Source organism: Kocuria sp. 2SI, assembly GCF_005502825.1.
In the GTDB taxonomy this organism is placed as follows: domain Bacteria; phylum Actinomycetota; class Actinomycetes; order Actinomycetales; family Micrococcaceae; genus Kocuria; species Kocuria palustris.
Map to the genome: position 1 here is coordinate 111,099 of NZ_SCNB01000009.1, position 21,525 is coordinate 132,623.

Sequence of the window (21,525 nt, forward strand, 5' to 3'; positions counted from 1 at the left end):
GTCCGAACCATCTTAGGCGCCATGGGATGCCGGGGCAGAGGAGCACCGATTCCTGGGGGCCGTCGTCCCGTCTGGCTACGATGGGCCGCGTACAGCGTCCGCGCGCAGCCAGCGCCGGGCCATGACAGGCTGCCGAGCGCCCCCGGGTCGAGTCCCGGGATCGCGGGTCGGCACGAGCGAAAGAGTTCCAGCGGTGACTGAGCGTCTCGAATCCGACGACAACTTCCTCCCGGCGACCGAAGCGGCCGCCGATCCCGACTCCGCTGCGGCCGAGGCCGCGGCTGATGCCGACGCCGCCCAGGCGGAATCGCCTGCGGGCGAGACCACGGAGGCTGAGCTGGCCGAGGAGGAGCAGACCCGTATGGCCCAGGCCCAGGCCGACGGCGAGGACGTGGCCGGCGAGATCGCCGATGCCGTCGCCGTCGAGGAAGCCACCGCCGCCGAGGAGAAGGAAGCCGCGGACCGGGCCGTGATCGAGGAGGGCGGTGCCGCCGAGGACGGCGAGCCGTCGGCCTCCACCGTCCCTGCCGCCGAGGCCGAGTCCCCGGCCGAGGAGACCGCAGCCCCCGCCGAGCCGCAGCCCACCGAGGCGGAGAAGGCCCCCGAGCAGGCCGCCGCCCAGGAGGCCGCCGCGCGCCCGTCGGCCCCGTCGCCTGCTGCGCCCACGCCCGCTTCCGCCGCGCAGGCCCCCGCGCCCTCGAGCGCACCGGCCCCGTCCACGCCCGCGCCGTCCGCGGACGTGACCCCCGAGCAGCTCGAGGAGGCCCGCGCCTTCGCCGAGGTCGACGACGACGGCAGCGTGCACCTGCTGATCGACGGCGAGAAGGTCCTGGCCGGACAGGTCCCGGACGTGCCGAAGGACGAGGCGCTGGCGTACTTCGCCAAGAAGTTCCTGGAGGCGCGCACCCAGGTCGAGCTGCTCGAGCAGCGCGTGGCCGCCGGCGCTCCCGCCGGGGACCTGACCCGCAGCCTGGATCGCGTGAAGTCCCAGCTGGGCGAGCGCAAGCTCGTCGGCGACGTCCGCGCCCTGGAGGCCCGCCTGGAGGTGCTGCGCCCGCGCATCAAGGAGCTGGAGGCCGAGCACCGCAAGGCCGCCGATGCCGCCCGCGCCGAGAACCTGGCCCACCGCGAGGCCATCGTGGCGGAGGCCGAGCAGATCTCCGCGCAGGAGCCCGAGAAGACGCAGTGGAAGCAGTCCACCGCTCGCATGAACGAGCTCTTCGACGCATGGCAGGCCCATCAGAAGTCGGGCAACCGCCTCTCCCGCAAGGACGAGGAGTCCCTGTGGAAGCGCTTCCGCGGCGCTCGCACCACGTTCGACCGCCACCGTCGCGCGTTCTTCTCCAAGCTCGACGAGCGCAACGCCGAGGCCAAGAAGACCAAGCAGAAGCTGATCGCCGAGGCCGAGGCCCTGCAGTCCTCGACCGACTGGGGCCCCACCTCCGGCAAGTATCGCGATCTGATGGACCGCTGGAAGGCCGCCCCGCGCGCTGGGCGCAAGGACGACGACGCCCTGTGGGCCCGCTTCCGCGCAGCCCAGGACGTGTTCTTCAACGCCCGCAAGGAGGCCGACAAGGCCGTGGACCGCGAGTTCGCGGCCAACCTCGAGCTGAAGGAGGCCCTCGTCAAGGAGGCCCGCGAGCTGCTTCCGGTCACGGACGCCAAGGCCGCCAAGAAGAAGCTGTCGTCCATCCAGGCCCGCTGGGAGGAGATCGGCAAGGTCCCTCGCGGCGACTTCAAGCGCATCGAGAACGAGCTCGGCGAAGTCGAGGACGCCGTCCGCGAGGCCGACTCCGGCGGTCGCATCAAGGCCGCTTCGCAGACCGAGGTCCGCTCCAACGCCATGACCGCTCAGGCGGAGGAGAAGCTGGCGGATCTGCAGGCCAAGAAGGAGGCCGCCGAGTCCGCCGGCGACACCGCCAAGGCCAAGAAGCTGGACAAGGAGATCGAGAGCGCGCAGTCGATGCTCGAGATGATCCGCCGCTCCGCCGCCTCGCTGTGAGCTGACCGCCACTGCCGCGCCGGCTGAGGCGCCCCGCCCGATGGCCCCGATCCGTCCCAGGATCAGGGCCATCGGCATGTTCGGAAGGCTCTGCCGTCGAACGCGCCCGCTTCTGCCCTGAAGCCATCCACAGGCGGAGGAGCATCCGCTCGGTGGGCCGCGATCCGGTGTGGACTGTCCGGCATGACGCATCCTCTGCTCGACCCGCGGTACGCCCACGCTGCGATCGCGCTGCCGCCGGCGGCCGCAGGACCGGCCGGCGGCATTCTGTCCCTCCCCGACGATGAGGCACCGCGCTGGGCAGAGCTCTCCGCTCTGGAGCGCTCGGCCCTGCAGCGTGACGACCTGGCGGTCCCGCTGCTGGGCGGGATCTGCAGCCCGCGTCTGCTTCCGGTGACCCGTGCCGACCGTGCCCGGGCGATCCGTGCCGTCGTGCCGGAGGCAGTGCTGGAGCACGCGGTGCTTCACCGCACGACCGCCGCCTGGTTCCTGTCCTGCTGCCCGGCTCCGCAGCGTCTGCACCTGATGGTCCATCGCCAGCGGCGCACGACCACCCGTCCGGTCGATCCTCAGCTGGAGGGTCTCGCTTGGGAGGTCCGACAGCTGGTCCACGAGCCGCAGGACGTGGATCGGCTGCACGGTCTGCAGGTCACCACGCCGCTGCGCACCGCAGCGGATCTGGCCTGCTGGGAGGACCCGACTGCCGTGCCCGCCCTGGAGCAGCTCCTGGAGGCCCCGCATCTGGGTGTGGAGCCGCAGGCGGTCACGGACCTGCTGCGGCAGCGGTCCCGGCTTCCGGATCGACGCAGGGGAATGGTCACGCTGCGCAGTGCCTGCCGGAGGCTCGGACTGGTCGTGCCGCGCTGAGCTGCCGAGGGACAGCAGATGCGCGGCACAGACCCCTCAGGCACGAGCTGCGACAGCTGCGGCTCAGTGCTCAGGCCTCCGCGGTGGAGAGCCTGCGCTGGCCGGAGGTGCGATAGACGTCGTAGACGCCGTCGATCCGGCGGACCTGGTTCAGCACGTGATTGAGGTAGCGGGCATCGCCCATCTCGAAGGCGAAGCGGGAGATCGCCACGCGCTGCGTGGAGGTGGAGACGTTGGCCGAGAGGATGTTGACGTGGTTCTCCGAGAGCACCCGGGTGACATCGGAGAGCAGCGAGTTGCGGTCCAGCGCCTCGACCTGGATCTCGACCAGAAACACCGAGGCCTGGGTGGGGGCCCAGTGGACCTTGACCAGGCGCTCTGGCTCCTTCTGCGCGGCGATGTTCGAGCAGTCGGCCCGGTGCACCGAGATGCCCTGCCCGCGGGTCACGAAGCCGACGATCTCGTCCGGGGGCACCGGCGTGCAGCAGCGGGCGAGCTTCACGTAGACGTCGCTGGCGCCGTCCACGGCCACGCCGGAGTCGACCACGCGGGAGCGCACCGGCTGGATGGGCGTGGAGGTGTCGTCGATCTCCTCGGCCGAGCCCTCCTCGCCGCCGGCCGATTCCACCAGCAGGTCCACGACCTGCCGCGCCGTGACCGAGTCGGTGCCGATGGCCTCGTAGAGCTCGGCGATGTCCGACTTGTTCAGCGTGTGCGCCGCTGAGACCAGAGCCTCCTGCGTGACCGTGCGCTGCAGCGGCAGGTGGTGCTTGCGCAGCGCACGGGTCAGCGACTCCTGGCCGCGTTCGATGGCCTCCTCGCGGCGCTCCTTGGAGAACCACTGCTTGATCTTGGACCGGGCCCGCGGCGAGGAGACGAACTTCAGCCAGTCCTGCGACGGCCCGGCCGCCTCCGACTTGGAAGTCAGCACCTCGACCCAGTCGCCGTGCTGCAGCTCGGAGGACAGGGCCACGAGCTTTCCGTTGACCCGCGCGCCGATGGTCTTGTCGCCGACCTCCGTGTGCACGGCGTAGGCGAAGTCCACCGGGGTGGAGCCCACGGGCAGCGCCATGACATCGCCCTTGGGCGTGAAGACGAAGACCTCCTTGGTGTCGATCTGGTAGCGCAGCGAGTCCAGGAACTCGGTCGAGTCCCGCGTCTCGTCCTGCCAGGACACCAGGGACTTCAGCCAGCCGATGTCATCGGCATCCGCCTTGGCCGCGGGGCCGTCGGCGGCGCCGGAGGCCTTGTACTTCCAGTGCGCGGCCACGCCGTACTCGGCGCGCTGGTGCATGTCGTGGGTGCGGATCTGGATCTCGACCGGGCGCCCGTTCGGTCCCAGCACCGTGGTGTGCAGCGACTGGTACATGTTGAACTTGGGCATGGCGATGTAGTCCTTGAACCGCCCCGGCAGGGGCCGCCACCGCGCATGCAGCGCACCGAGGGCCGCATAGCACTCGCGCACCGTGCCCACGAGCACGCGCACGGCCAGCAGGTCCTGGATCTCGTCGAAGTCCTTACCCCGCACGACCATCTTCTGGTAGATGGAGTAGTAGTGCTTGGGGCGCCCCGTGATCGTGGCCTCGATCTCGGCCTTGTCCAGGTCCTCGGCCACGAGGGAGCGGATCCGGGCCAGGTTGCGCTCGCGCTGGGGCTGGCGCTCCCCCACCATCCGCACAATCTCCTCATAGATCTTGGGATACAGCGCCGCGAAGGACAGATCCTCGAGCTCCCACTTGATCGTGTTCAGGCCCAGGCGGTGAGCCAGCGGAGCGAAGATCTCGAGGGTCTCGCGCGCCTTGCGCCCCGAGGACTCCTGGGACACGAAGCGCCACGTGCGGGCGTTGTGCAGCCGGTCGGCGAGCTTGATCAGCAGCACGCGGATGTCCTTGGCCATGGCCACGATCATCTTGCGCACGGTCTCGGCCTGCGCGTTATCCCCGTACTGCACCTTGTCGAGCTTGGTCACGCCGTCGACGAGCGCCGCGACCTCCTCGCCGAACTCCTCGGTGAGGTCCTCGAGGGTGTAGTCGGTGTCCTCGACCGTGTCGTGCAGCAGCGCGGCGACCAGCACCGGGCCGGTCATGCCGAGCTCGGCCAGGATGGTCGTCACGGCCACCGGATGAGTGATGTACGGGTCGCCGCTCTTGCGCTTCTGCCCCTGGTGGCGCTCATCGGCCACGGAGAACGCGCGCTGCAGGACCGCCAGGTCCTCGTCGGGAGCGTTCTCGCGCACGGTGCGCAGCAGCGGCTCGATCAGCGGGGACGACGAGATCGAGGCCCCCGACAGGTACGACAGCGTGGAGCGGGTGCGCTCCGAGCGCCCCGGGAACACCGCGCGGCCGAAGACCGGGCGCGAGGCGGGCACGACCCAGTGCGTGCCCCCGGCACTCGAGCCCGTGCGACGCCGCGCCGCACGCTCGGCCTCCTCGGCCTCGAGCTGGCGGGACCGGCGCTCGATGGCCTCGTCCGGGTCGTCGGCGGCGGAGTCGGCGGTCGCCTTCGAGGCGGCACCGAGAGTCTCCGAGGCTTCCGGGGCCGCCGCGGCGGAGGCGCTGTCGTGCGAGCGATCTGCGGAGGGCTGCGGCGAGGTCTCCGCCGAGGCGCCCTCCTGGGCGGGCTCGACGGCTTCGGCGGAGGGTTCGGGCGCGCGCGGAGGCCGCCCCCGGCCGTCGTCGATGACTCCCCTGCGGCCCTCGGTCATCTCCGCCTCCTGTTCTCGGTCCGGCCAGGTTCAGCGCCCGGCCCTTCCACGCGATCCCCGAAGTGGATCAATCCGGCAATTGTAGGACCACCGGGACATGCTCCAGACCACATCGGGCCGCATCCTCAGGCTGTGGAGCCCCCGGCGCGGGTCGTGGTCGCACCTGCGGTGACGCTGCCCGCGGCCTCGTCGTCGAGCGGCACCTCGGAGTCCTCGCCCGAAGCACCGGAACGGCCGGCGGAGGCCTCGGCGGCCTCGTCGATCCGGCGCACGGCCGGTTCGCGGGAGCGCAGCGCCGCATACAGCGGCGTGGCCACGAACAGCGTGGCCAGCGTGCCGTAGATGATGCCCACGAACTGCGACAGCGCCAGGTCCTTGAGTGTTCCGGCACCCAGCAGCGCGGCGCCGATGAACAGGATGGCGCCCACGGGCAGCAGGCCCACGATCGAGGTGTTGATCGAGCGCACCAGCGTCTGGTTGGCCGCCAGGTTGATCTGCCCCAGGAACCCGCGCTTCCTGCGGGAGGCCGGCGCGGAGCCGTTGAGCAGGCCCTTGGTGTTCTCGCGGACCTTGTCGAAGACGACCACGGTGTCGTACAGCGAGTACGACAGCACGGTCAGGAAGCCGATGACGGCCGAGGGCGTGACCTCGAAGCCCACGAGCGAGTAGGTGCCCACGGTGAGTGCCACCGTGACGAACACGCCTGCCATCGAGGCCACGGACATCTTCCAGGTGCGGAAGTACAGGGCCATCACGACCGCGGTGAGCACCAGGAAGATCACCAGGCCGCGCAGCATCTGCTGCGAGATCCCCGCGCCCCAGGTGGGGCCCACGAAGTTCGAGGTGACGTTCTCGGCCGGGACGTCATAGGCCTGGGCCAGGGCGTCGCGGACCTCCAGGGTCTGCTCGTCGTCGAGCTGCTCGGTCTGGGCGCGCATGGTGCCCGGGGCGATGTTGGTGACCTCGCCCTCCTCGGTGGCACCGGTGTCCTGCAGCGCCTGCTGGCCGACCTGCGGATCGTCGTCGGCCACCGAGGAGATCGTGAACTCCGAGCCGCCGGTGAAGTCGATGCCCAGGTTGAAGCCGCCCTTGACCACGGGGATCAGCAGGCTGATGACCACGAGCGCGCCGACGATGGCCAGCCACAGCCCGCGTCGGGGCACGAAGCCGAAGGAGCGACGACCGCTGTAGAGGTCGTTGCCGAAGTCTGAGAAGCGGGACATCAGGCGTCCTCCTCGTTCGTGCGTCGGTCGGAGGCCGGGCGGGTCGCTTCCGGGTCCTGCGGGGGCGGCGGGTCCGACGGCGATGACTCGCCTGCCGCGCGCCGGGCCCGACGGCGGCGCTCGGCCACGGTGAGACCGCGCTCGTCGTCCGGGGCCCCAGCGCTGCGGCGGGAGGGCCTGCCCGCAGCAGCGCTCGAGCCGGTGCGCTGAGCCTCGGTCGCTGCCTTGCCGGGCCCGGGAGAGTCCTCTGTCTCTGCAGCATTGTGCGCCGCGGAGCTCTCGGGGGCGCTGTCGTCGTCGGGCTCCGTCGAGGCCGCGTGCTCCGTGCGGGAGCTGAGCGGCGAGGACGGGCCCACGAGCTCCTGCTCGGCCGGGGCGGTCTGCACGGCGGACTCCTCCGCCACGGCACCGGCGGCCGGGTCCAGGTCGTCCGGGGTGCGGGTGCGACCGGCGCCGCGGTAGAACGGCACGGCGTCGAGGGTCTCGGGATCCAGCCCGGAGCCCTTGCGGCCCTGAGCGAAGAATCGGGTGCGCGAGAGCAGGACCATGACCGGGTGGGTGAACAGGAACACGACCACCAGGTCGATCACCGCGGTGAGCCCCAGAGTGAACGCGAAGCCGCGCACGTTGCCCACGGCCACGAAGTACAGCACCACGGAGGCGATCAGGTTCACGGACTTGGAGGCGATGACCGTCTGGCGGGCGCGCTTCCAGCCGTGATCGATGGCCGCGGGAATCGTGCGCCCGATGCGGATCTCATCGCGGATGCGCTCGAAGTAGACGATGAACGAGTCGGCGGCCATGCCGATCGACACGATCAGGCCGGCCACGCCCGCCATCGACAGGCGGTAGTTCATGCCCCAGCCCAGCAGCACGATGGCCAGCCAGGACGCCACGCCCAGCACCACGAGCGAAGCGATGGTCACCAAGCCCAGCAGGCGGTACTGGAACAGGCAGTAGACGGCCACCAGGACCAGGCCGATGAGCCCGGCGATGACGCCCCAGCGCAGCTGATCGGCGCCCATGGTGGCCGAGATCTGCTGCTCCGAGGAGATCTCGAAGCTCACGGGCAGCGAGCCGTAGCGCAGCTGCTCGGAGAGGAACTGCGCGTCCTCCTCCGTGAAGGAGCCGGTGATCTGCGCCTGGCCGTCGGGGATGACCGCGTCCATGGACGGTGCGGAGATGACCTCGCCGTCCAGCAGGATCGCGAACTGGCTGCGGGGGTCCTCGGGGCTGGTCTGACCGATCGAGTTCAGGCGCTCGGAGAGCTCCTTGAAGGTCTGGGTGCCTTCCTCGTTGAACTGGATGTTCACGGCGTACTGGCCGGTGGTCGTCCCGTTGGCCCCCTGGGCCATGCCGTACGACGAGTCCGAGATATCGGTGCCCTCGAGCTCGATCGGGCCGAGGATGTACTTGCCGCCGCCGCTGGGATCGCAGGCGACGATGGCCGCCTCCGGGTCCTGGGCGGCGCGCTGCTCGGGGGTCTGCGGCTGCGTGCAGTCCGTGGCCTCGTACTTGGCCATCAGATCGCCGTCGACCCAGTTGGGGTCCGACGAGTCCGTGGGCTCGCCGTCCGGCTCGACCTGCTCGTCCTCGGGGGTGCGCTCGTCCTCCGGAGTGGCCTCGGCGGGGCCGACCATCAGCACGGGTCGGAAGCTCATCTGCGCCGAGGTCTGGATCAGGTCCCGGGTCTCCTGATCGGGCGTGCCCGGCATGGACACGACGATGTTCTCGCCGCCCTGGGTGGAGACCTCGGCCTCCGAGACGCCGGAGCCGTCGACGCGCTGGCGGATGATCTCCACCGCCTGGTCGAGCTGCTCCTGGGATATCTCCTCGCCCTCCTGCTGACCGGTCAGCTCAGGGGTCAGGATCATCTGCGTGCCGCCCTCGAGGTCCAGCGCCAGGCGCGGCCCCCAGCCGGTGTGGCCCTGGCCTGCGCCCCAGCCCAGCACGCCGAGCATGGCGGCCAGCAGCACGAACATGCCCACGAGCGAGCCTCGAGCAGTTCTCACCGCCCGGTGCAGCTCGGTGCCGCCGAGCTGACGACGCTGCGCCCGCTGGGCCGCCGTCTCCTGCTCGCTGCGGCGCGGCTTCTTCTTCCGGTCCCCCGGCTCGCGGCCGGGGGTGCTCGCGGACGAGCGATCTTCTGGCGATGTCGACATCGGGGCGCAGATCCTTGCGGGGTTCGAGGGGGCTGTGAAGCGTGGCACACGTGGGCCGGGCGGGCGCGGGTGGACCCGAGGAGGCGGTCTCAGGTGCCGCAACACGCACGAGCGCCCCGGCCGAGGGGGCCGAGGCGCGGGTGCTGGCTGATCAGCGGGAGGAGTCGGCTCCCGGATCGCGGGGATCCGTGGGGTCGCCAGCGGGGGTCTCGTCAGCGGAGGCGTCCCCGGCTGCGGTGGAGCCTGCGGCATCCGTGCCGCCGGCAGCGGGGGTGTCACGCTCGACCACGTTGGTGAGGGTCTGCAGGTGCACGGTGACCTGGGTGCCCGGGGCGATCTCGATGACGGCCTTGACGGCATCCTCGTCCTTGGAGACCAGGCGGCCGTAGAGGCCGTAGCTCGTCATGACCTCCATGCCGGGCTCCATGGCGCGCTGCTGCGACTTCAGCTTCTCCTGCTGCTTCTTGCGGGTGCGGCTGGAGAACCAGAACATGCCGATGATCAGCAGCAGCATGAAGCCGAAGAGCAGCATGGAGGAGCCGCCGCCTCCGGCAGCTCCGGCGGCGGACAGCGATTCGGTGACGACGGGTGTCATGCAGACTCCTGATCCTGCGATGCGCTTCTGCGCATCGCGTGGTGGTCGGTGCCGCGACCGGGACTCCGCCCCTGGACAAGCACGTGGGGCAGCGCGGCGGCGGCGAGGATTCCCGTCCATGGTAGGGGACGCGGCCGCGCAGGGCCCGGTCAGCGGGCTCCCAGGCGCCGGATCGCAGCCGGTCGCCGTCCGGAGGGCTACTGCTGCGGGGGGTCCTGGTCGCCGAGGGCCTGGCGCACCGCAGTGTCCCGGAAGGCTGCGTGCTCGGGCGGCACCAGTCCCAGGTGCTCCCAAGCCGCGGGCATGGCGATGCGTCCTCGCGGGGTCCGCGCCAGCAGGCCCTCGCGGACCAGGTACGGCTCGGCGACCTCCTCGACGGTCTCCGATTCCTCCCCCACGGCGATCGCCAGGGTGGACAGCCCCACCGGTCCGCCGCCGAAGTGGCGGACCAGCGCCTCGAGCACCGAGCGGTCCAGGCGGTCCAGGCCCCGCGAGTCGACCTCGTACATCTCCAGGGCGGCGGAGCAGGCGCGGGCGTCGATGCTGTCCACGCCGTGGACCAGCGCCCAGTCGCGCACGCGGCGCAGCAGGCGGTTGGCGATGCGCGGAGTGCCGCGGGAGCGGGTGGCGACCTCCTCGAAGCCCTCCGTGGACAGGCGCAGGTCCAGCAGCCCGGCGGAGCGGCGCAGCACGGAGACGAGCTCGTGGTCGCTGTAGAACTCGAGGTGCCCGGTGAAGCCGAAGCGATCGCGCAGCGGTCCCGGCAGCAGCCCGGCGCGCGTGGTGGCACCGACCAGGGTGAACGGAGGCAGGTCCAGCGGGATGGAGGTGGCCCCGGCGCCCTTGCCCACCACGATGTCGACCCGGAAGTCCTCCATGGCCATGTAGAGCATCTCCTCGGCGGGCCGGGACATGCGGTGGATCTCGTCGAGGAACAGGACCTCGCCCTCAGTCAGGGAGGACAGGATCGCGGCCAGGTCGCCGGAGTGCTGGATGGCAGGCCCGGAGGAGATGCGCAGCGGAGCGCCCATCTCCTGGGCGATGATCATGGCCAGCGTGGTCTTGCCCAGACCGGGAGGTCCGGACAGCAGCACGTGATCGGCGCTGCGGCCCCGCAGCCTGGAGGCCTCCAGGACCAGGGAGAGCTGCTGGCGCACACGCGGCTGACCCACGAAGTCCGCCAGGGACTCGGGGCGCAGGGCCGATTCGACGGCGCGCTCGTCCAGCTCCGGCTCCCCGCCCACCAGGCGCTCGGACCCGCTGTGCTGTGCGTCCATGCTCAGCGGCCCTCCCCCGTGCGAGTCGAGCCCCGGCCGGCGGCAGGAGCCGAGGCCCGGGCGCCGAGCCACCCGAGCACGGTGCGCAGGATCAGGGCGACGTCACCGGAGTCGGCGAGCTCCTCTCGACCGACCAGGGCGTCGTCGATGGCCGCCGAGGCGTCCTTCTCGTTCCAGCCCAGACCCGTGAGGGCCTCCGTGACCTGGGTGCGCCACAGCGGGATCTGCGCCGCCTGCGGGGTCGAGGCCGGTGCCGGATCGGCGGGAACGAGCTTGTCCGCGAGCTCGAGCACGATGCGCTTGGCGCCCTTGGGCCCGATCCCGGAGACGGTGGTGAACGGCTTGGGGTCGCCCTGGGCGATGGCCGTGCGGACCTCCTGCGTGCCCAGCGCGGTCAGCACCGCCAGTGCGGTGCGCGGACCGATGCCGGAGACGCCCAGCATGGTCTCGAAGATCTCCTTCTCCTCCGCGCCCGCGAAGCCGAACAGCAGCGGGGAGTCGTCCTTGCGCGCCACGAACGCGGTGGCCAGCCGGGCCTCGCGGCCCTCGTGCAGCCCGGAGAGAGTCTGCGGGGTGGCCTGCAGCTCGAGGCCCAGCCCCATGACGTCGACGACGGCCGTGCTCAGTCCCTTGTGCAGCACCTCGCCGCGCACGGACGCGATCATGGGAACACCCTCTCCTCGATGCGGGGAGCCGCCCGCGAATCGGGCAGCCATTCGAACATCAGTACGATGCCTCGCTCACCCTACCAAGCCGCGAGGACCACACAGCGCAGGCCCTCGCCCGGGACGAGGGCCCGCACCCGAGGACGATGCGCTCCCTCAGCGGCCGCGCCGAGCCTTCTGCTCCGCGGCCTGCCAGGCGCGCTGAGCGGGTGTCAGGGCGGTGCCGCGCTCCTGGCTCGCGCGCTGCAGTTGCGTGCGGGCGCCCTGGTGCGTGGTCGTAGTGCCCGCCTGGGCGTCCAGGCCCGCGCCCACACCGGAGCGCCAGCCGTGGCAGACCGCGATCGCCAGGGCATCGGCGGCGTCGGCCGGACGCGGCAGCTGCTCGAGGCGGAGGATGCGCGCGATCATCTTGGTCACGGCGGCCTTCTCGGCCGAGCCGTCGCCGGTGACCGCGGCCTTGACCTCGGACGGGGTGTGCCAGGCGACGGGGACCCCGCGAGCGGCTGCGGCGGCGATCACCACGCCCGAGGCCTGGGCGGTGCCGACCACGGTGGGGGCGTTGTTCTGCGCGAACACGCGCTCGATCGCCATAGCATCCGGGGCGAAGCGCTCGAGCAGCTGATCGGCCGCCTGGGCGATGCGCAGGATCCGCTGCTCCAGGGGCTCGTCGGCGCCTGTGCCCTGGACCTCGTGGTGGACCCATTCGGCGCGGCGGTCGGCGCGCATGCGCACGATCCCGAACCCGCAGCGGGTCAGCCCGGGATCGACGCCCAGGATGACCTGCTCGGGGGCCTGCGCCCTGGCCGCGGAGCCCATGGCGGGACGTCGGGCGGGTGCCGGAGCCTGGCTCAGTCCTCGTCCTCGAGCTGGGCGGCGACCTCGGGGGTGATCTCCACGTTGGAGTAGACGTTCTGGACGTCGTCGAGCTCCTCGATCGCATCGGCCAGGCGCAGGAACTTGCGCGCGGCGTCGGCGTCGAGCTCGACCTTCATGTTCGGGCGGAACTGGGGGTCGTCGTTGTTGTACTCCAGCTCCGCCTCGTCCAGAGCCGTGCGGATCTGGGGCAGGTCGGTGGCCTCGGAGATGACCTCGAAGACGTCCTGGTCCTCGATGACCTCCTCCGCCCCGGCGTCCAGCACAGCCATCATGACGTCGTCCTCGGTGACGCCGTCGGCCTTGGCGACCTCGGCCACGCCCTTGCGCTCGAACATGAAGGTGACCGAGCCCGGATCGGCCATGGTGCCGCCGTTGCGAGTCACGGCCACGCGGACCTCGGAGGCCGCGCGGTTCTTGTTGTCGGTCAGGCACTCGATGTACAGCGCCGACCCCTGGGGGCCGCGGGCCTCGTAGAAGATCTCCGAGTACTCGATGACCTCGCCGGTCAGGCCGGCGCCGCGCTTGATGGCGCGGTCGATGTTGTCGTTGGGCACCGAGTTCTTCTTGGCCTTGGACACGGCCAGATCCAGCGCCGGGTTGCCCGCGGTGTCGGCGCCGCCCTGGCGCGCGGCGACCTCGATGCCCTTGATGTACTTGGCGAAGGCCTTGGCGCGCTTGGCGTCGATGGCGGCCTTCTTGTGCTTGGTCGTGGCCCACTTGGAGTGACCGGACATGGCTTGCCTCCTGGTTAGTGTCGGTGCCGCAGCGCCGGGCTCCTCCCGGCGGCGGCTGGCAACGCGTGCGTCGGGGGTGCCGGTCACGGCCGGAGGGGCCGTGCGGCGCACCACCGCGGCGCATGACGCTGCGCTGGGAAGTCTGCTGGTCGATTGTAGGCGACGGGTCCCGGGCTCAGCGCGGACGGGAGGCCGCGACCTCCCGCGCCTTCTCCGCCAGCAGATCGTTCAGCGGCTCGAGGGTCTCGTGCGCATAGCGTCGCCGCACCGCCGTGGCGATGAGGTGATCGGCCACCGCCGGGTTCTTGGGCAGCAGGGAGCCGTGCAGATAGGTGCCGATGACCTCGCGGGTCACCGCGCCCTCCGTGCCGTCCTGGCCGTCGTTGCCCGCACCGGAGATCACGCGACCGAACGGCTCCTGGCCCGCGCCCAGGTGGGTCAGCCCGGAGTGGTTCTCGTAGCCGATCACGGTGCCGAGATCGGGCGACTCGGTGACGATGTTGCCGATCAGCCGCTCCGGGCCCCCGACGGTCTCGAGGTCGAAGATCCCCACGCCGGTCAGCGTCTCGCCGCCGATCGTGCGGAAGCGATGGCCGAAGAGCTGGTAGAGCCCGCAGATGGCGAGCATAGGCGCGCCGTCCTGCACCAGCTCGAGCAGCAGCGGCTTGATCCGCTGCAGATCCTCCATGACGCGGAACTGCCCGGAGTCCTGGCCGCCGCCGCCCACGAAGATGTCGCCGTCGCCGGGGAAGGAGTCGCCGGGGTTGTAGTCGGTGACGCGCACGCTGTAGCCGCGGCGCTCGAGACGGCGCTTGAGCGTCAGCGTGTTGCCCCAGTCGCCGTAGATGTTCATGTCGCGCGGATAGAGCTGCACGAGGTGGATCTCGCCCTGCCCGCCGAGCTCGGGCTCGGCTCCTGCGGCGGGGAGGTTGGGAGTCGCAGTGGTCATCGCGGTCCTCTCTCAGATCTCGGGCACGACGGCCACGGCGCGCAGCTCGCGGCGCAGCGTGAGCATGGACGTATAGGTGCAGAAGACGCGCATGGGGCGTCCGTCGGCGGAGGCGATGAACTCCGTGAGCGCTCGGGCGATGTCCGGCTCGACGGCGCCGACCTGCACCTGGTCGTAGTCCAGGCGCAGAGCCATGTCCCAGGCGCGCGTGCCGGTGACCATGTCCACTCCCCCGCCGCGCAGGGACTCGAACTCGACGTCCCACAGCCAGGAGACGTCGCGACCGTCGGCGTATTCGTCGTTGATGGAGATCATGGTCGCGTAGGACTCCGGTGCGGCGGAGGCCAGCGACAGGCGGAAGCCCGCGGGGTTCTTCACGAGCAGCAGCTGCAGCGGGGTGCCGTCGACCATGATCGTCTCGCCGCGTCCGAAGGCCGGGGTCACGCGGGACAGCTCCCCCAGCAGCGACGGCAGCGCGGCGGACAGGCCGCTGCGCTCCTGCGAGACGGTCAGCGCCAGCGCCAGGGCGGCCGCGGCGTTGTAGACGTTGTAGACGCCGTAGAGATGGACCTCCGCCTGCGCCGGCTCCCCGCGCACGGAGAACGTGACGTCGGTGGCCTCGAAGTCCTCGAGCTGGACGATCGCCTCCGGCTTGGCCTCCTGCGACGGCACCGGAGCCTCGGGGCCGTCGGCGCCGCGCATGTCGTCGTCCGACGGGAACATGGGCCGCAGCTTCTCCGACAGCCCGTACCAGTGCACCGCGGTCCCGGGGCGGACGTCATCGGCCAGAGAGGCAATGCGCGGGTCCTCGCGGTTGAGGACCACGGCCTCGGTGGTGGCCGCCGCGATCTGGGAGAGCATGCGGCGGGTGGTGTCGATCTCGCCGAAGCGGTCGAGCTGATCTCGCATGACGTTGAGCAGCAGAGCGAACCGGGGCTGGACGAGCTTCACGAAGTGGACCGCGTGGGCCTCGTCGAGCTCCAGCACGGCGATGTCCGCGTCCAGCCTGCCGGTCAGGGAGATCTCCTCCAGCAGGGAGGCCGCCACCCCGCGCACGAAGTTCGAGCCGGTGCGGTTGGTGAACACGCGCAGGCCCTGGGACTCGAGCAGCTGGACGGCCATCTTGGTGGTGGTCGTCTTGCCGTTGGTCCCGGAGATCACCACGACGCCCTGGGGCAGCCGGGCCAGCTGCTCGGCCACGAAGTCCGGGTGCAGCTTCTCCATCACAAGCCCGGGGAACGCCGAGCCTCCGCCGCGCAGCTTGGTGGCGGCGCGCACGCCCTGGCCGAGGAGCCTCACAAGTGGTCTGGACATGGCGGACATCCTAGTTCGTCGCCCTGACGACTCAGCGCCGGCAGGGCCGGGGCTCGCCGCCAGGTTCAGTGCTCCCGTGCGAAGACCTTGCCGGGATTGAGGATCCCCTGCGGATCGAAGACCGCGCGGATCTGCGCCTGGAGGTCCAGCTGATCCTCTCCGAGCTCATCTCCGAGCCAGCGCCGCTTGAGCAGGCCGATGCCATGCTCCCCCGACAGCGTGCCGCCCAGCTCCAGGGCGATCCGGAAGCCCTCTCCGGCGGCCTCCCAGATCCGCTCCGGGACCTCGTCGTCGCCGACCAGGAAGATCGGGTGCAGGTTGCCGTCGCCGGCGTGGGTGGTCGTGGGGATGAGGATCCCGTGACGCAGCTCGATCTCGCGGATCCGCTCGAAGGCCTCGGCCAGCCGGTCGCGCGGCACGGCGATGTCCTCCACCAGGATCGAGCCGCGTCCGTCGAAGCCCCCGTCCCGGGCCATCTGCTCGGCACGGGCCTCCAGCGCAGGGAACGCGCTGCGCCGCAGGCCCACGAGCTCCTCGGCTTCCGCCTCGTCCTCGGCCGCGCGGACCTCTCCCCCGGCGCGTTCGAAGATGGCCGCGATCCGCCCCGCGACCTCAGCTGCCTCGGCCCCGTCGGTCTGGGCCAGCAGGAACGACGAACCCGCCGGACCGATGCGCCGACCGCGCAGCTGCTCGACGCATTCCACCGTGGGCCCGTCCATCAGCTCGAGCAGCGCAGGGGTGAGACCCTCCGCCGTGACAGCGGAGGCGGTCGCCGAGGCTGCGAGGACGCTCGGGAAGCTCGCAGCGACCACCGGCCGGGGCCCCGTCACGACGGGACGCAGCGCCAGCGTGCATTCCACGATCACACCCAGCGTGCCCTCCGAGCCGATCATCAGCGCGCACAGGTCGTAGCCGGTCACGCCCTTCACGGTGCGGTGGCCCACCGAGATCAGGCGGCCGTCGGCGAGCACGACCTCCAGCGCGAGCACCGCCTCCCGGGTCACGCCGTACTTGGCGCACAGCAGGCCGCCGGCGTTCATGGCGATGTTGCCGCCGACCGTGGAGATGTCCTTGCTCGAGGGGTCCGGGGCCCACCACAGTCCGTGCTCGGCCAGTCGGGCGTTCAGCGCGCCGTTGAGGATCCCCGGCCCGACGACGGCCAGGCGATTCGGCACCGAGATCTCGTGCACCTGATCCAGGTCCTGCGTGGACAGCACGAGCTCGCCGGGACCGGCGCACGCCCCGCCGGCCAGGCCGGTGCCCGCGCCGCGGGTGACCACCGGGATGCCGTGCTCGGAGGCGGTGCGGCACACGAGCTGGACGTCCTCGATGCTTCCGGCGCGGATCAGCGCCAGCGGGGTCGGTGCTCAGCCGCGCGCCCAGCTGCGCCTTCAGGTGCTCGAGCGCAGCCGTCGCCGGACAGCTCAGCGTGCCGTGGTTCGCGGACATCGTGGCTCCCGTCGATTCACGTGCCGCAGCCTCCGAGAGCGAACCCGCGGCGTTGAGGATCCCCTCAGCCTAAGTGCACTCGGCTATCCCCGGAGCGGCATCGAGCGGCCGCTTCTTCACCTCACTGCCATCCGGCGGCCGGTTCGGCACCATCGCGGACCTCTGAGCGGCACCGACTCGGGCTGTCGATGGCTCAACGGTGCGGATTCGGCCACTGGATGCGGCACAGAGTCGAAGGACGCTGCAAGGCTGCGCGCGAGGCCGGGGAGATCAGCTCTCCGCGGCCGTGCCGGCGGTTCCGGTGCCCTCCGTGGCCCGCGGCGCTGTGCCCTGCTCCGGCCAGTGCTCCCGGATGTCGGTCCAGGTCCCGCCCAGCGTGTCCATGATCGCTTTGGTGTGCGCGGTCACGGGCAGGAAGTTGGAGTCCCCGATCCACCGCGGCACCACATGCATGTGCAGGTGATCCGACAGCGAACCGCCAGCCGCCTGGCCCAGATTCAGCCCCGTGTTGAAGGCGTTCGGGTGCGAGGCCTCGCTCACTGCCACGACAGCGTCGCGGGTCAGGCGCATGAGCTCGGTGAGCTCGTCGTCGGTGAGCTCGGTCAGATCCGCCAGGTGGCGGTACGGGCACACCAGCAGGTGGCCGGGGTTGTAGGGGAACAGGTTGAGGATCACGAAGCAGTGCTCGCCGCGGAAGACGATCAGGGATTCGTCGTCCCGGCGCTCGGGGCCCGTGCAGAACGGGCAGCCCGGCACCGTCTCGACCGAGGTGTCCTCGCCGCGCACATAGGCCAGGCGGTGCGGGGTCCACAGGCGCTGGAACGAATCCGGCACCCCGGGGATCTCGAAATCGTCCTGGCGCACCCAGTGGTGCTGGCCCACGCGCGCGCCCTGCTCCCCCGTGCTCATGACTGCGCGCCCTGCGACCCCGGCGCATCGGCGTCCACGCCGGGGGCCTGCCCGACCGTCTCATCGCCCGCGGCGGCCGAGGGGACGGGATCGTCGTTGACGCGGTTGCTCACGTGCGCGGCGATCCGGGCGACGGCCTCCTCGACCGGCACGCCGTTCTCCTGCGAGCCGTCACGGAAGCGGAAGGACACTGCACCGGCCTCGGCGTCGTCGCCGCCTGCGATCAGCACGAACGGCACCTTGTCCTTGGACGCGGTGCGGATCTTCTTGGGGAACCGGTCCGAGGAGGAGTCGAGCTCGGCGCGCACCCCGGCGGTGCGCAGTTTCGCCACGACGTCGCCCAGGTAGTCGTCGAAGGCCTCGACTACCGGGATGGCGCGGACCTGCTCGGGCGCCAGCCAGGCCGGGAAGGCGCCTGCGTAGTGCTCGGTCAGCACGCCGAAGAACCGCTCGATCGAGCCGAACAGCGCGCGGTGGATCATGACGGGGCGCTGACGGGAGCCGTCGGCGGCCGCGTACTCGAGGTCGAAGCGCTCAGGCATGAAGAAGTCCAGCTGGATCGTGGACATCTGCCAGGTGCGCCCGATGGCATCGCGAGCCTGCACGGAGATCTTGGGGCCGTAGAACGCCGCGCCCTCCGGATCCGGGACGAGCTCCAGACCCGATGCGGTGGCGACCTCCTCGAGCGTGGAGGTGGCCTCCTCCCAGGTGGCGTCGTCGCCGATGGACTTCTGCGGATCGCGCGTGGAGAGCTCCAGGTAGAAGTCGTCCAGCCCGTAGGCCCGCAGCAGGTCCAGCACGAAGTCCAGCGTGGTGGCGATCTCATCGCGCATCTGCTCGCGCGTGCAGTAGATGTGGGCGTCGTCCTGCGTGAAGCCGCGGGCGCGGGTCAGGCCGTGGATCACGCCGGACTTCTCATTGCGGTACACCGTGCCGAACTCGAACAGCCGCAGCGGCAGGTCGCGGTAGGAGCGGCCGCGCTGGCGGAATATCAGGTTGTGCATGGGGCAGTTCATGGGCTTCAGGTAGTAGTCCTGGCCCTGCTTGGTGACGTTGCCCGCGTCGTCGCGCTCCTCGTCCATCTGCATGGGCGGGAACATGCCGTCCTTGTAGAAGCCCAGGTGCCCGGAGATCTCGTAGAGCGTGGACTTGGTGATGTGCGGCGTGTTCACGAACGAGTAGCCGTGCTTGACGTGCTGCTCGCGCGAGAGGTTCTCCATCTCCATGCGGATCAGACCGCCCTTGGGGTGGAACACGGCCAAACCGGAGCCGATCTCGTCCGGGAAGGAGAACAGGTCCAGCTCGGAGCCCAGCTTGCGGTGATCGCGGCGCTCGGCCTCGGCGAGGCGATCCTTGTACGCCTTGAGCTCGTCCTTGGTGGGCCATGCCGTGCCGTAGATGCGCTGCAGCTGCTTGTTCTTCTCCGAGCCGCGCCAGTAGGCGGCAGCCGAGCGCATCAGGGCGAAGCCGTTGCCGATCAGCTTGGTGTCCGGCAGGTGGGGCCCGCGGCACAGGTCCTTCCAGACGATCTCGCCGGACTTGCGGTCGACGTTGTCGTAGATGGTCAGCTCGCCGGCGGCGACCTCCTGCGAGGCGCCCTCCGTGGCGGCGACCTCCGCACCGGAGCCGGGGCCCTGGGCCAGCCCGATCAGCTCGAGCTTGTAGGGCTCGTCGGCCATCTCCGCGACGGCCTCATCGTGGGTCACGGAGCGCCGGCGGAAGCTCTGCGTGGAGTTCACGATCTTCTGCATGCGCTTCTCCAGCGCCTTGAGATCCTCCGGGGTGAAGGCCTCGTCGACGTCGAAGTCGAAGTAGAACCCGTCCGTGATGTACGGGCCGATGCCGAGCTTGGCCTCCTGCTTGAGCTCCTGCACCGCCTGGGCCATCACGTGGGCGGTCGAGTGGCGCAGGACCTCCAGGCCCTCCGGGTCCGAGATCAGCACGCGCTCGACCGACTGTCCGTCGGCCAGGGGCGTGGCCAGATCGCGCAGGGTGCCGTCGATCCGGGCGACGACGACCTCCCGCTGGCCCTGGTAGAGGTCGGCGGCGGTGGTGCCGGTGGCGACCTGCTGCTGCTGTCCGTCCACGGTGACGGTGATCCCGCCGACGCTGGGATCCTGCGCGGAGGGGTTCTGGGACACGGACTCGCTCATGAGCTGCTGCAGCCTTTCGGTTCGAGGGACGCGACCGTACAGGGGCCGCGCGACCAGGCCATGCTACCGGCGCGGTGCGACGTCGCAGATCGCGAGGCAAGCCGCTGCGGGCGGGGCACAATGGTCGAGCCCCAGCCATCACGGTCGCCGCCTGCCCCGAACGGAGTCCCCGCAGCCATATGACGACGCCTCCCGCCCCGCAGGACGACCCCGACGATCCCCACGAGAACGCGCAGCCCGACGAGCCCGAGGTCGAGCCGCTGCGCTACGACCAGCCCGTCACCGGACAGATCCCGCTGCTGCAGCGCCCCGCACCCGAGGCGTCCAAGGACCTGTCGCAGCGGATCCTGAGCCCCCGGTTCGTGCTGCTGTGGCTGGTCCAGTTCCTGGTGTCCATGCAGTTCTACCTCGTGACCACCATCTCGGCCGCCTACGCGATGGACCGCTTCTCGGCCGGTCAGGCCGAGGCCGGGCTGACGACGTCGTCGTTCACCGTCGGCGCGGTGATCGCCCGGCTGCTCACGGGCAAGTACATGGAGCTCATCGGACGGCGGCGCGTCCTGGTCACGGCCATGGTCCTGTTCACGCTGATCTCCACGGCCTATCTGCCGGATACCGGGATGGCCGGGCTGCTGGCCGTGCGCTTCGTCAACGGCATCGCCTTCGCCGCCGTGACCACGATCGCCCCGGCCGCGGTGCAGGGCGTCATCCCGCCTCGGCGCCGGGGCGAGGCCACGGGGTACTTCGGCCTGTCGACCACCCTGGCCACAGCTCTGGGCCCCGCCCTGGGCGTGTGGCTCTCGCGCTCGATCGGCTACGGGAGCCTCTTCGTGCTCGTCTCCGCGGTGGCGGGCCTGGCCCTGATCGTGGTGCTCGTGCTGCGCGTCCCCGAGGTCGAGCTCACTCAGGCCCAGCGCCGCTCGGCACGGCAGTGGCGGCTGTCGTCGATCATCGAGACGCGCGCCCTCCCCATATCCGGGCTCATGGTCTTCGCCGGCATGGCTTACTCCACGATCCTGACCTACCTCAACGCCTACGCCGTGGAGCTGGATCTGGTGAGCTCGGCCGCGGCCTTCTTCGTCGTGTACGCGATCGCCATCGTCCTCACGCGCCCGTACCTGGGCAGGCGGCAGGACCGGCGCGGCGACAACAGCGTGATCCCTCCGGCGCTGGTGCTGTTCTCGGCGACCCTGGTCATGCTGGCCTTCGCGAGCTCCGGATGGATGCTGCTGGCGGCCGGGGCCATGCTGGGCTGCTCCTTCGGCGCGATCATCACCGCGGCCCAGGCGGCGGCCGTCAAGGTCGCCCCAATCGCTCGCGTGGGACTGACAACGGCGACCTTCTTCCTGTGCATGGACCTCGGCGCGACCGTCGGGCCCGCTGTCCTCGGCTCTGTGGTGCCCGCGCTCGGCTACCGCGGGATGTACCTGTGCGCAGCCGGTGTACTGCTGGTCTCCGTCGTGTACTACTGGCTCGTCCACGGCCGCGGTGCCGGTCGGACCCCGTCACCGCCCACGGGGCAGATCCCCCTGCCCTGAGGGGTCGGATCCCACGAGAAACCCCGGGCAACTCGCATCGCCCCGCATGCTCAGTGCACTTACGGTGGACGCTGGCCCCTTGCTTCCCCCGATCCTGGAGTCCGCCCC

At 70.9% G+C, this 21,525-nt stretch carries 16 protein-coding genes; 3 read left to right on the forward strand and 13 right to left on the reverse strand.

Annotated elements, in window-relative coordinates; genetic code table 11:
* Positions 1 to 193: 193 nt before the first annotated feature.
* Together FFS25_RS07130 and FFS25_RS07135 are read left to right on the forward strand one after the other, a co-directional pair.
* On the forward strand, positions 194 to 2,002 hold the full coding sequence (locus FFS25_RS07130) for a DUF349 domain-containing protein (RefSeq protein WP_137802383.1): 1,809 nt from the start codon (positions 194 to 196) through the stop codon (positions 2,000 to 2,002).
* 183 nt (positions 2,003 to 2,185) lie between these two features.
* Positions 2,186 to 2,869, forward strand: a complete 684-nt coding sequence (locus FFS25_RS07135) for a hypothetical protein (protein ID WP_006213302.1) — start codon at positions 2,186 to 2,188, stop codon at positions 2,867 to 2,869.
* A 70-nt stretch (positions 2,870 to 2,939) separates the two neighbouring features.
* Here FFS25_RS07135 and FFS25_RS07140 read toward each other — a convergent pair whose 3' ends face one another.
* The 13 genes from FFS25_RS07140 to thrS form a co-directional block, all read right to left on the reverse strand.
* Positions 2,940 to 5,573 carry a RelA/SpoT family protein gene (locus tag FFS25_RS07140; RefSeq protein ID WP_006213303.1) on the reverse strand — a complete coding sequence of 878 codons (2,634 nt, stop codon included), beginning with the start codon at positions 5,571 to 5,573 and terminating at the stop codon, positions 2,940 to 2,942.
* 125 nt (positions 5,574 to 5,698) lie between these two features.
* Positions 5,699 to 6,796, reverse strand: coding sequence for a protein translocase subunit SecF (secF, locus tag FFS25_RS07145; protein WP_006213304.1), 1,098 nt, complete (start codon positions 6,794 to 6,796; stop codon positions 5,699 to 5,701).
* Positions 6,796 to 8,958, reverse strand: a complete 2,163-nt coding sequence (gene secD / locus FFS25_RS07150) for a protein translocase subunit SecD (RefSeq protein WP_006213305.1) — start codon at positions 8,956 to 8,958, stop codon at positions 6,796 to 6,798. The genes secF and secD overlap by 1 nt, the downstream gene beginning before the upstream one ends.
* Before the next feature lie 151 nt (positions 8,959 to 9,109).
* On the reverse strand, positions 9,110 to 9,553 hold the full coding sequence (locus FFS25_RS07155) for a preprotein translocase subunit YajC (RefSeq protein ID WP_006213306.1): 444 nt from the start codon (positions 9,551 to 9,553) through the stop codon (positions 9,110 to 9,112).
* A gap of 197 nt (positions 9,554 to 9,750) precedes the next feature.
* Positions 9,751 to 10,830 (reverse strand): Holliday junction branch migration DNA helicase RuvB, encoded by a 1,080-nt coding sequence (gene ruvB / locus FFS25_RS07160; RefSeq protein ID WP_006213307.1) that lies wholly within the window; start codon positions 10,828 to 10,830, stop codon positions 9,751 to 9,753.
* A 2-nt stretch (positions 10,831 to 10,832) separates the two neighbouring features.
* A complete protein-coding gene (gene ruvA, locus FFS25_RS07165) occupies positions 10,833 to 11,495 on the reverse strand; it encodes a Holliday junction branch migration protein RuvA (RefSeq protein WP_006213308.1) in 663 nt (220 codons plus the stop codon).
* 156 nt (positions 11,496 to 11,651) lie between these two features.
* Complete coding sequence (gene ruvC, locus FFS25_RS07170) at positions 11,652 to 12,311, reverse strand: crossover junction endodeoxyribonuclease RuvC (RefSeq protein WP_006213309.1); 660 nt, start codon at positions 12,309 to 12,311, stop codon at positions 11,652 to 11,654.
* Between the two features lie 32 nt (positions 12,312 to 12,343).
* On the reverse strand, positions 12,344 to 13,105 hold the full coding sequence (locus tag FFS25_RS07175) for a YebC/PmpR family DNA-binding transcriptional regulator (RefSeq protein WP_006213310.1): 762 nt from the start codon (positions 13,103 to 13,105) through the stop codon (positions 12,344 to 12,346).
* A 175-nt stretch (positions 13,106 to 13,280) separates the two neighbouring features.
* Positions 13,281 to 14,054: a type 1 glutamine amidotransferase gene (locus FFS25_RS07180; RefSeq protein WP_006213311.1), complete on the reverse strand. Its 774-nt coding sequence runs from the start codon at positions 14,052 to 14,054 to the stop codon at positions 13,281 to 13,283.
* Positions 14,055 to 14,066: 12 nt separating this feature from the next.
* Positions 14,067 to 15,377, reverse strand: a complete 1,311-nt coding sequence (locus FFS25_RS07185; RefSeq protein WP_040560230.1) for a Mur ligase family protein — start codon at positions 15,375 to 15,377, stop codon at positions 14,067 to 14,069.
* A 56-nt stretch (positions 15,378 to 15,433) separates the two neighbouring features.
* Positions 15,434 to 16,681 (reverse strand): FAD-binding oxidoreductase, encoded by a 1,248-nt coding sequence (locus FFS25_RS07190; protein ID WP_249933808.1) that lies wholly within the window; start codon positions 16,679 to 16,681, stop codon positions 15,434 to 15,436.
* Between the two features lie 406 nt (positions 16,682 to 17,087).
* A complete protein-coding gene (locus tag FFS25_RS07195; protein WP_051990364.1) occupies positions 17,088 to 17,726 on the reverse strand; it encodes an HIT family protein in 639 nt (212 codons plus the stop codon).
* Entirely contained in the window at positions 17,723 to 19,879 is a 2,157-nt protein-coding gene (gene thrS / locus FFS25_RS07200) for a threonine--tRNA ligase (RefSeq protein WP_137802385.1), read from the reverse strand. The genes FFS25_RS07195 and thrS overlap by 4 nt, the downstream gene beginning before the upstream one ends.
* Before the next feature lie 179 nt (positions 19,880 to 20,058).
* Here thrS and FFS25_RS07205 point away from each other — a divergent pair, with 179 nt between their 5' ends.
* Positions 20,059 to 21,417: an MFS transporter gene (locus FFS25_RS07205; protein ID WP_137802386.1), complete on the forward strand. Its 1,359-nt coding sequence runs from the start codon at positions 20,059 to 20,061 to the stop codon at positions 21,415 to 21,417.
* The last annotated feature ends 108 nt before the right edge of the window (positions 21,418 to 21,525 follow it).

Bases quoted from the DNA above. Each gene is read 5' to 3' on its own strand.
- ruvA (WP_006213308.1), bottom strand. From the start codon at position 11,495: ATGATCGCGTCCGTGCGCGGCGAGGTGCTGCACAAGGGACTGAGCACG.
- ruvB (WP_006213307.1), bottom strand. From the start codon at position 10,830: ATGGACGCACAGCACAGCGGGTCCGAGCGCCTGGTGGGCGGGGAGCCG.
- FFS25_RS07185 (WP_040560230.1), bottom strand. From the start codon at position 15,377: ATGTCCGCCATGTCCAGACCACTTGTGAGGCTCCTCGGCCAGGGCGTG.
- FFS25_RS07155 (WP_006213306.1), bottom strand. From the start codon at position 9,553: ATGACACCCGTCGTCACCGAATCGCTGTCCGCCGCCGGAGCTGCCGGA.
- FFS25_RS07175 (WP_006213310.1), bottom strand. From the start codon at position 13,105: ATGTCCGGTCACTCCAAGTGGGCCACGACCAAGCACAAGAAGGCCGCC.
- FFS25_RS07205 (WP_137802386.1), top strand. From the start codon at position 20,059: ATGACGACGCCTCCCGCCCCGCAGGACGACCCCGACGATCCCCACGAG.
- FFS25_RS07180 (WP_006213311.1), bottom strand. From the start codon at position 14,054: ATGACCACTGCGACTCCCAACCTCCCCGCCGCAGGAGCCGAGCCCGAG.
- ruvC (WP_006213309.1), bottom strand. From the start codon at position 12,311: ATGGGCTCCGCGGCCAGGGCGCAGGCCCCCGAGCAGGTCATCCTGGGC.
- secF (WP_006213304.1), bottom strand. From the start codon at position 6,796: ATGTCCCGCTTCTCAGACTTCGGCAACGACCTCTACAGCGGTCGTCGC.
- FFS25_RS07195 (WP_051990364.1), bottom strand. From the start codon at position 17,726: ATGAGCACGGGGGAGCAGGGCGCGCGCGTGGGCCAGCACCACTGGGTG.
- FFS25_RS07135 (WP_006213302.1), top strand. From the start codon at position 2,186: ATGACGCATCCTCTGCTCGACCCGCGGTACGCCCACGCTGCGATCGCG.
- FFS25_RS07140 (WP_006213303.1), bottom strand. From the start codon at position 5,573: ATGACCGAGGGCCGCAGGGGAGTCATCGACGACGGCCGGGGGCGGCCT.
- secD (WP_006213305.1), bottom strand. From the start codon at position 8,958: ATGTCGACATCGCCAGAAGATCGCTCGTCCGCGAGCACCCCCGGCCGC.
- thrS (WP_137802385.1), bottom strand. From the start codon at position 19,879: ATGAGCGAGTCCGTGTCCCAGAACCCCTCCGCGCAGGATCCCAGCGTC.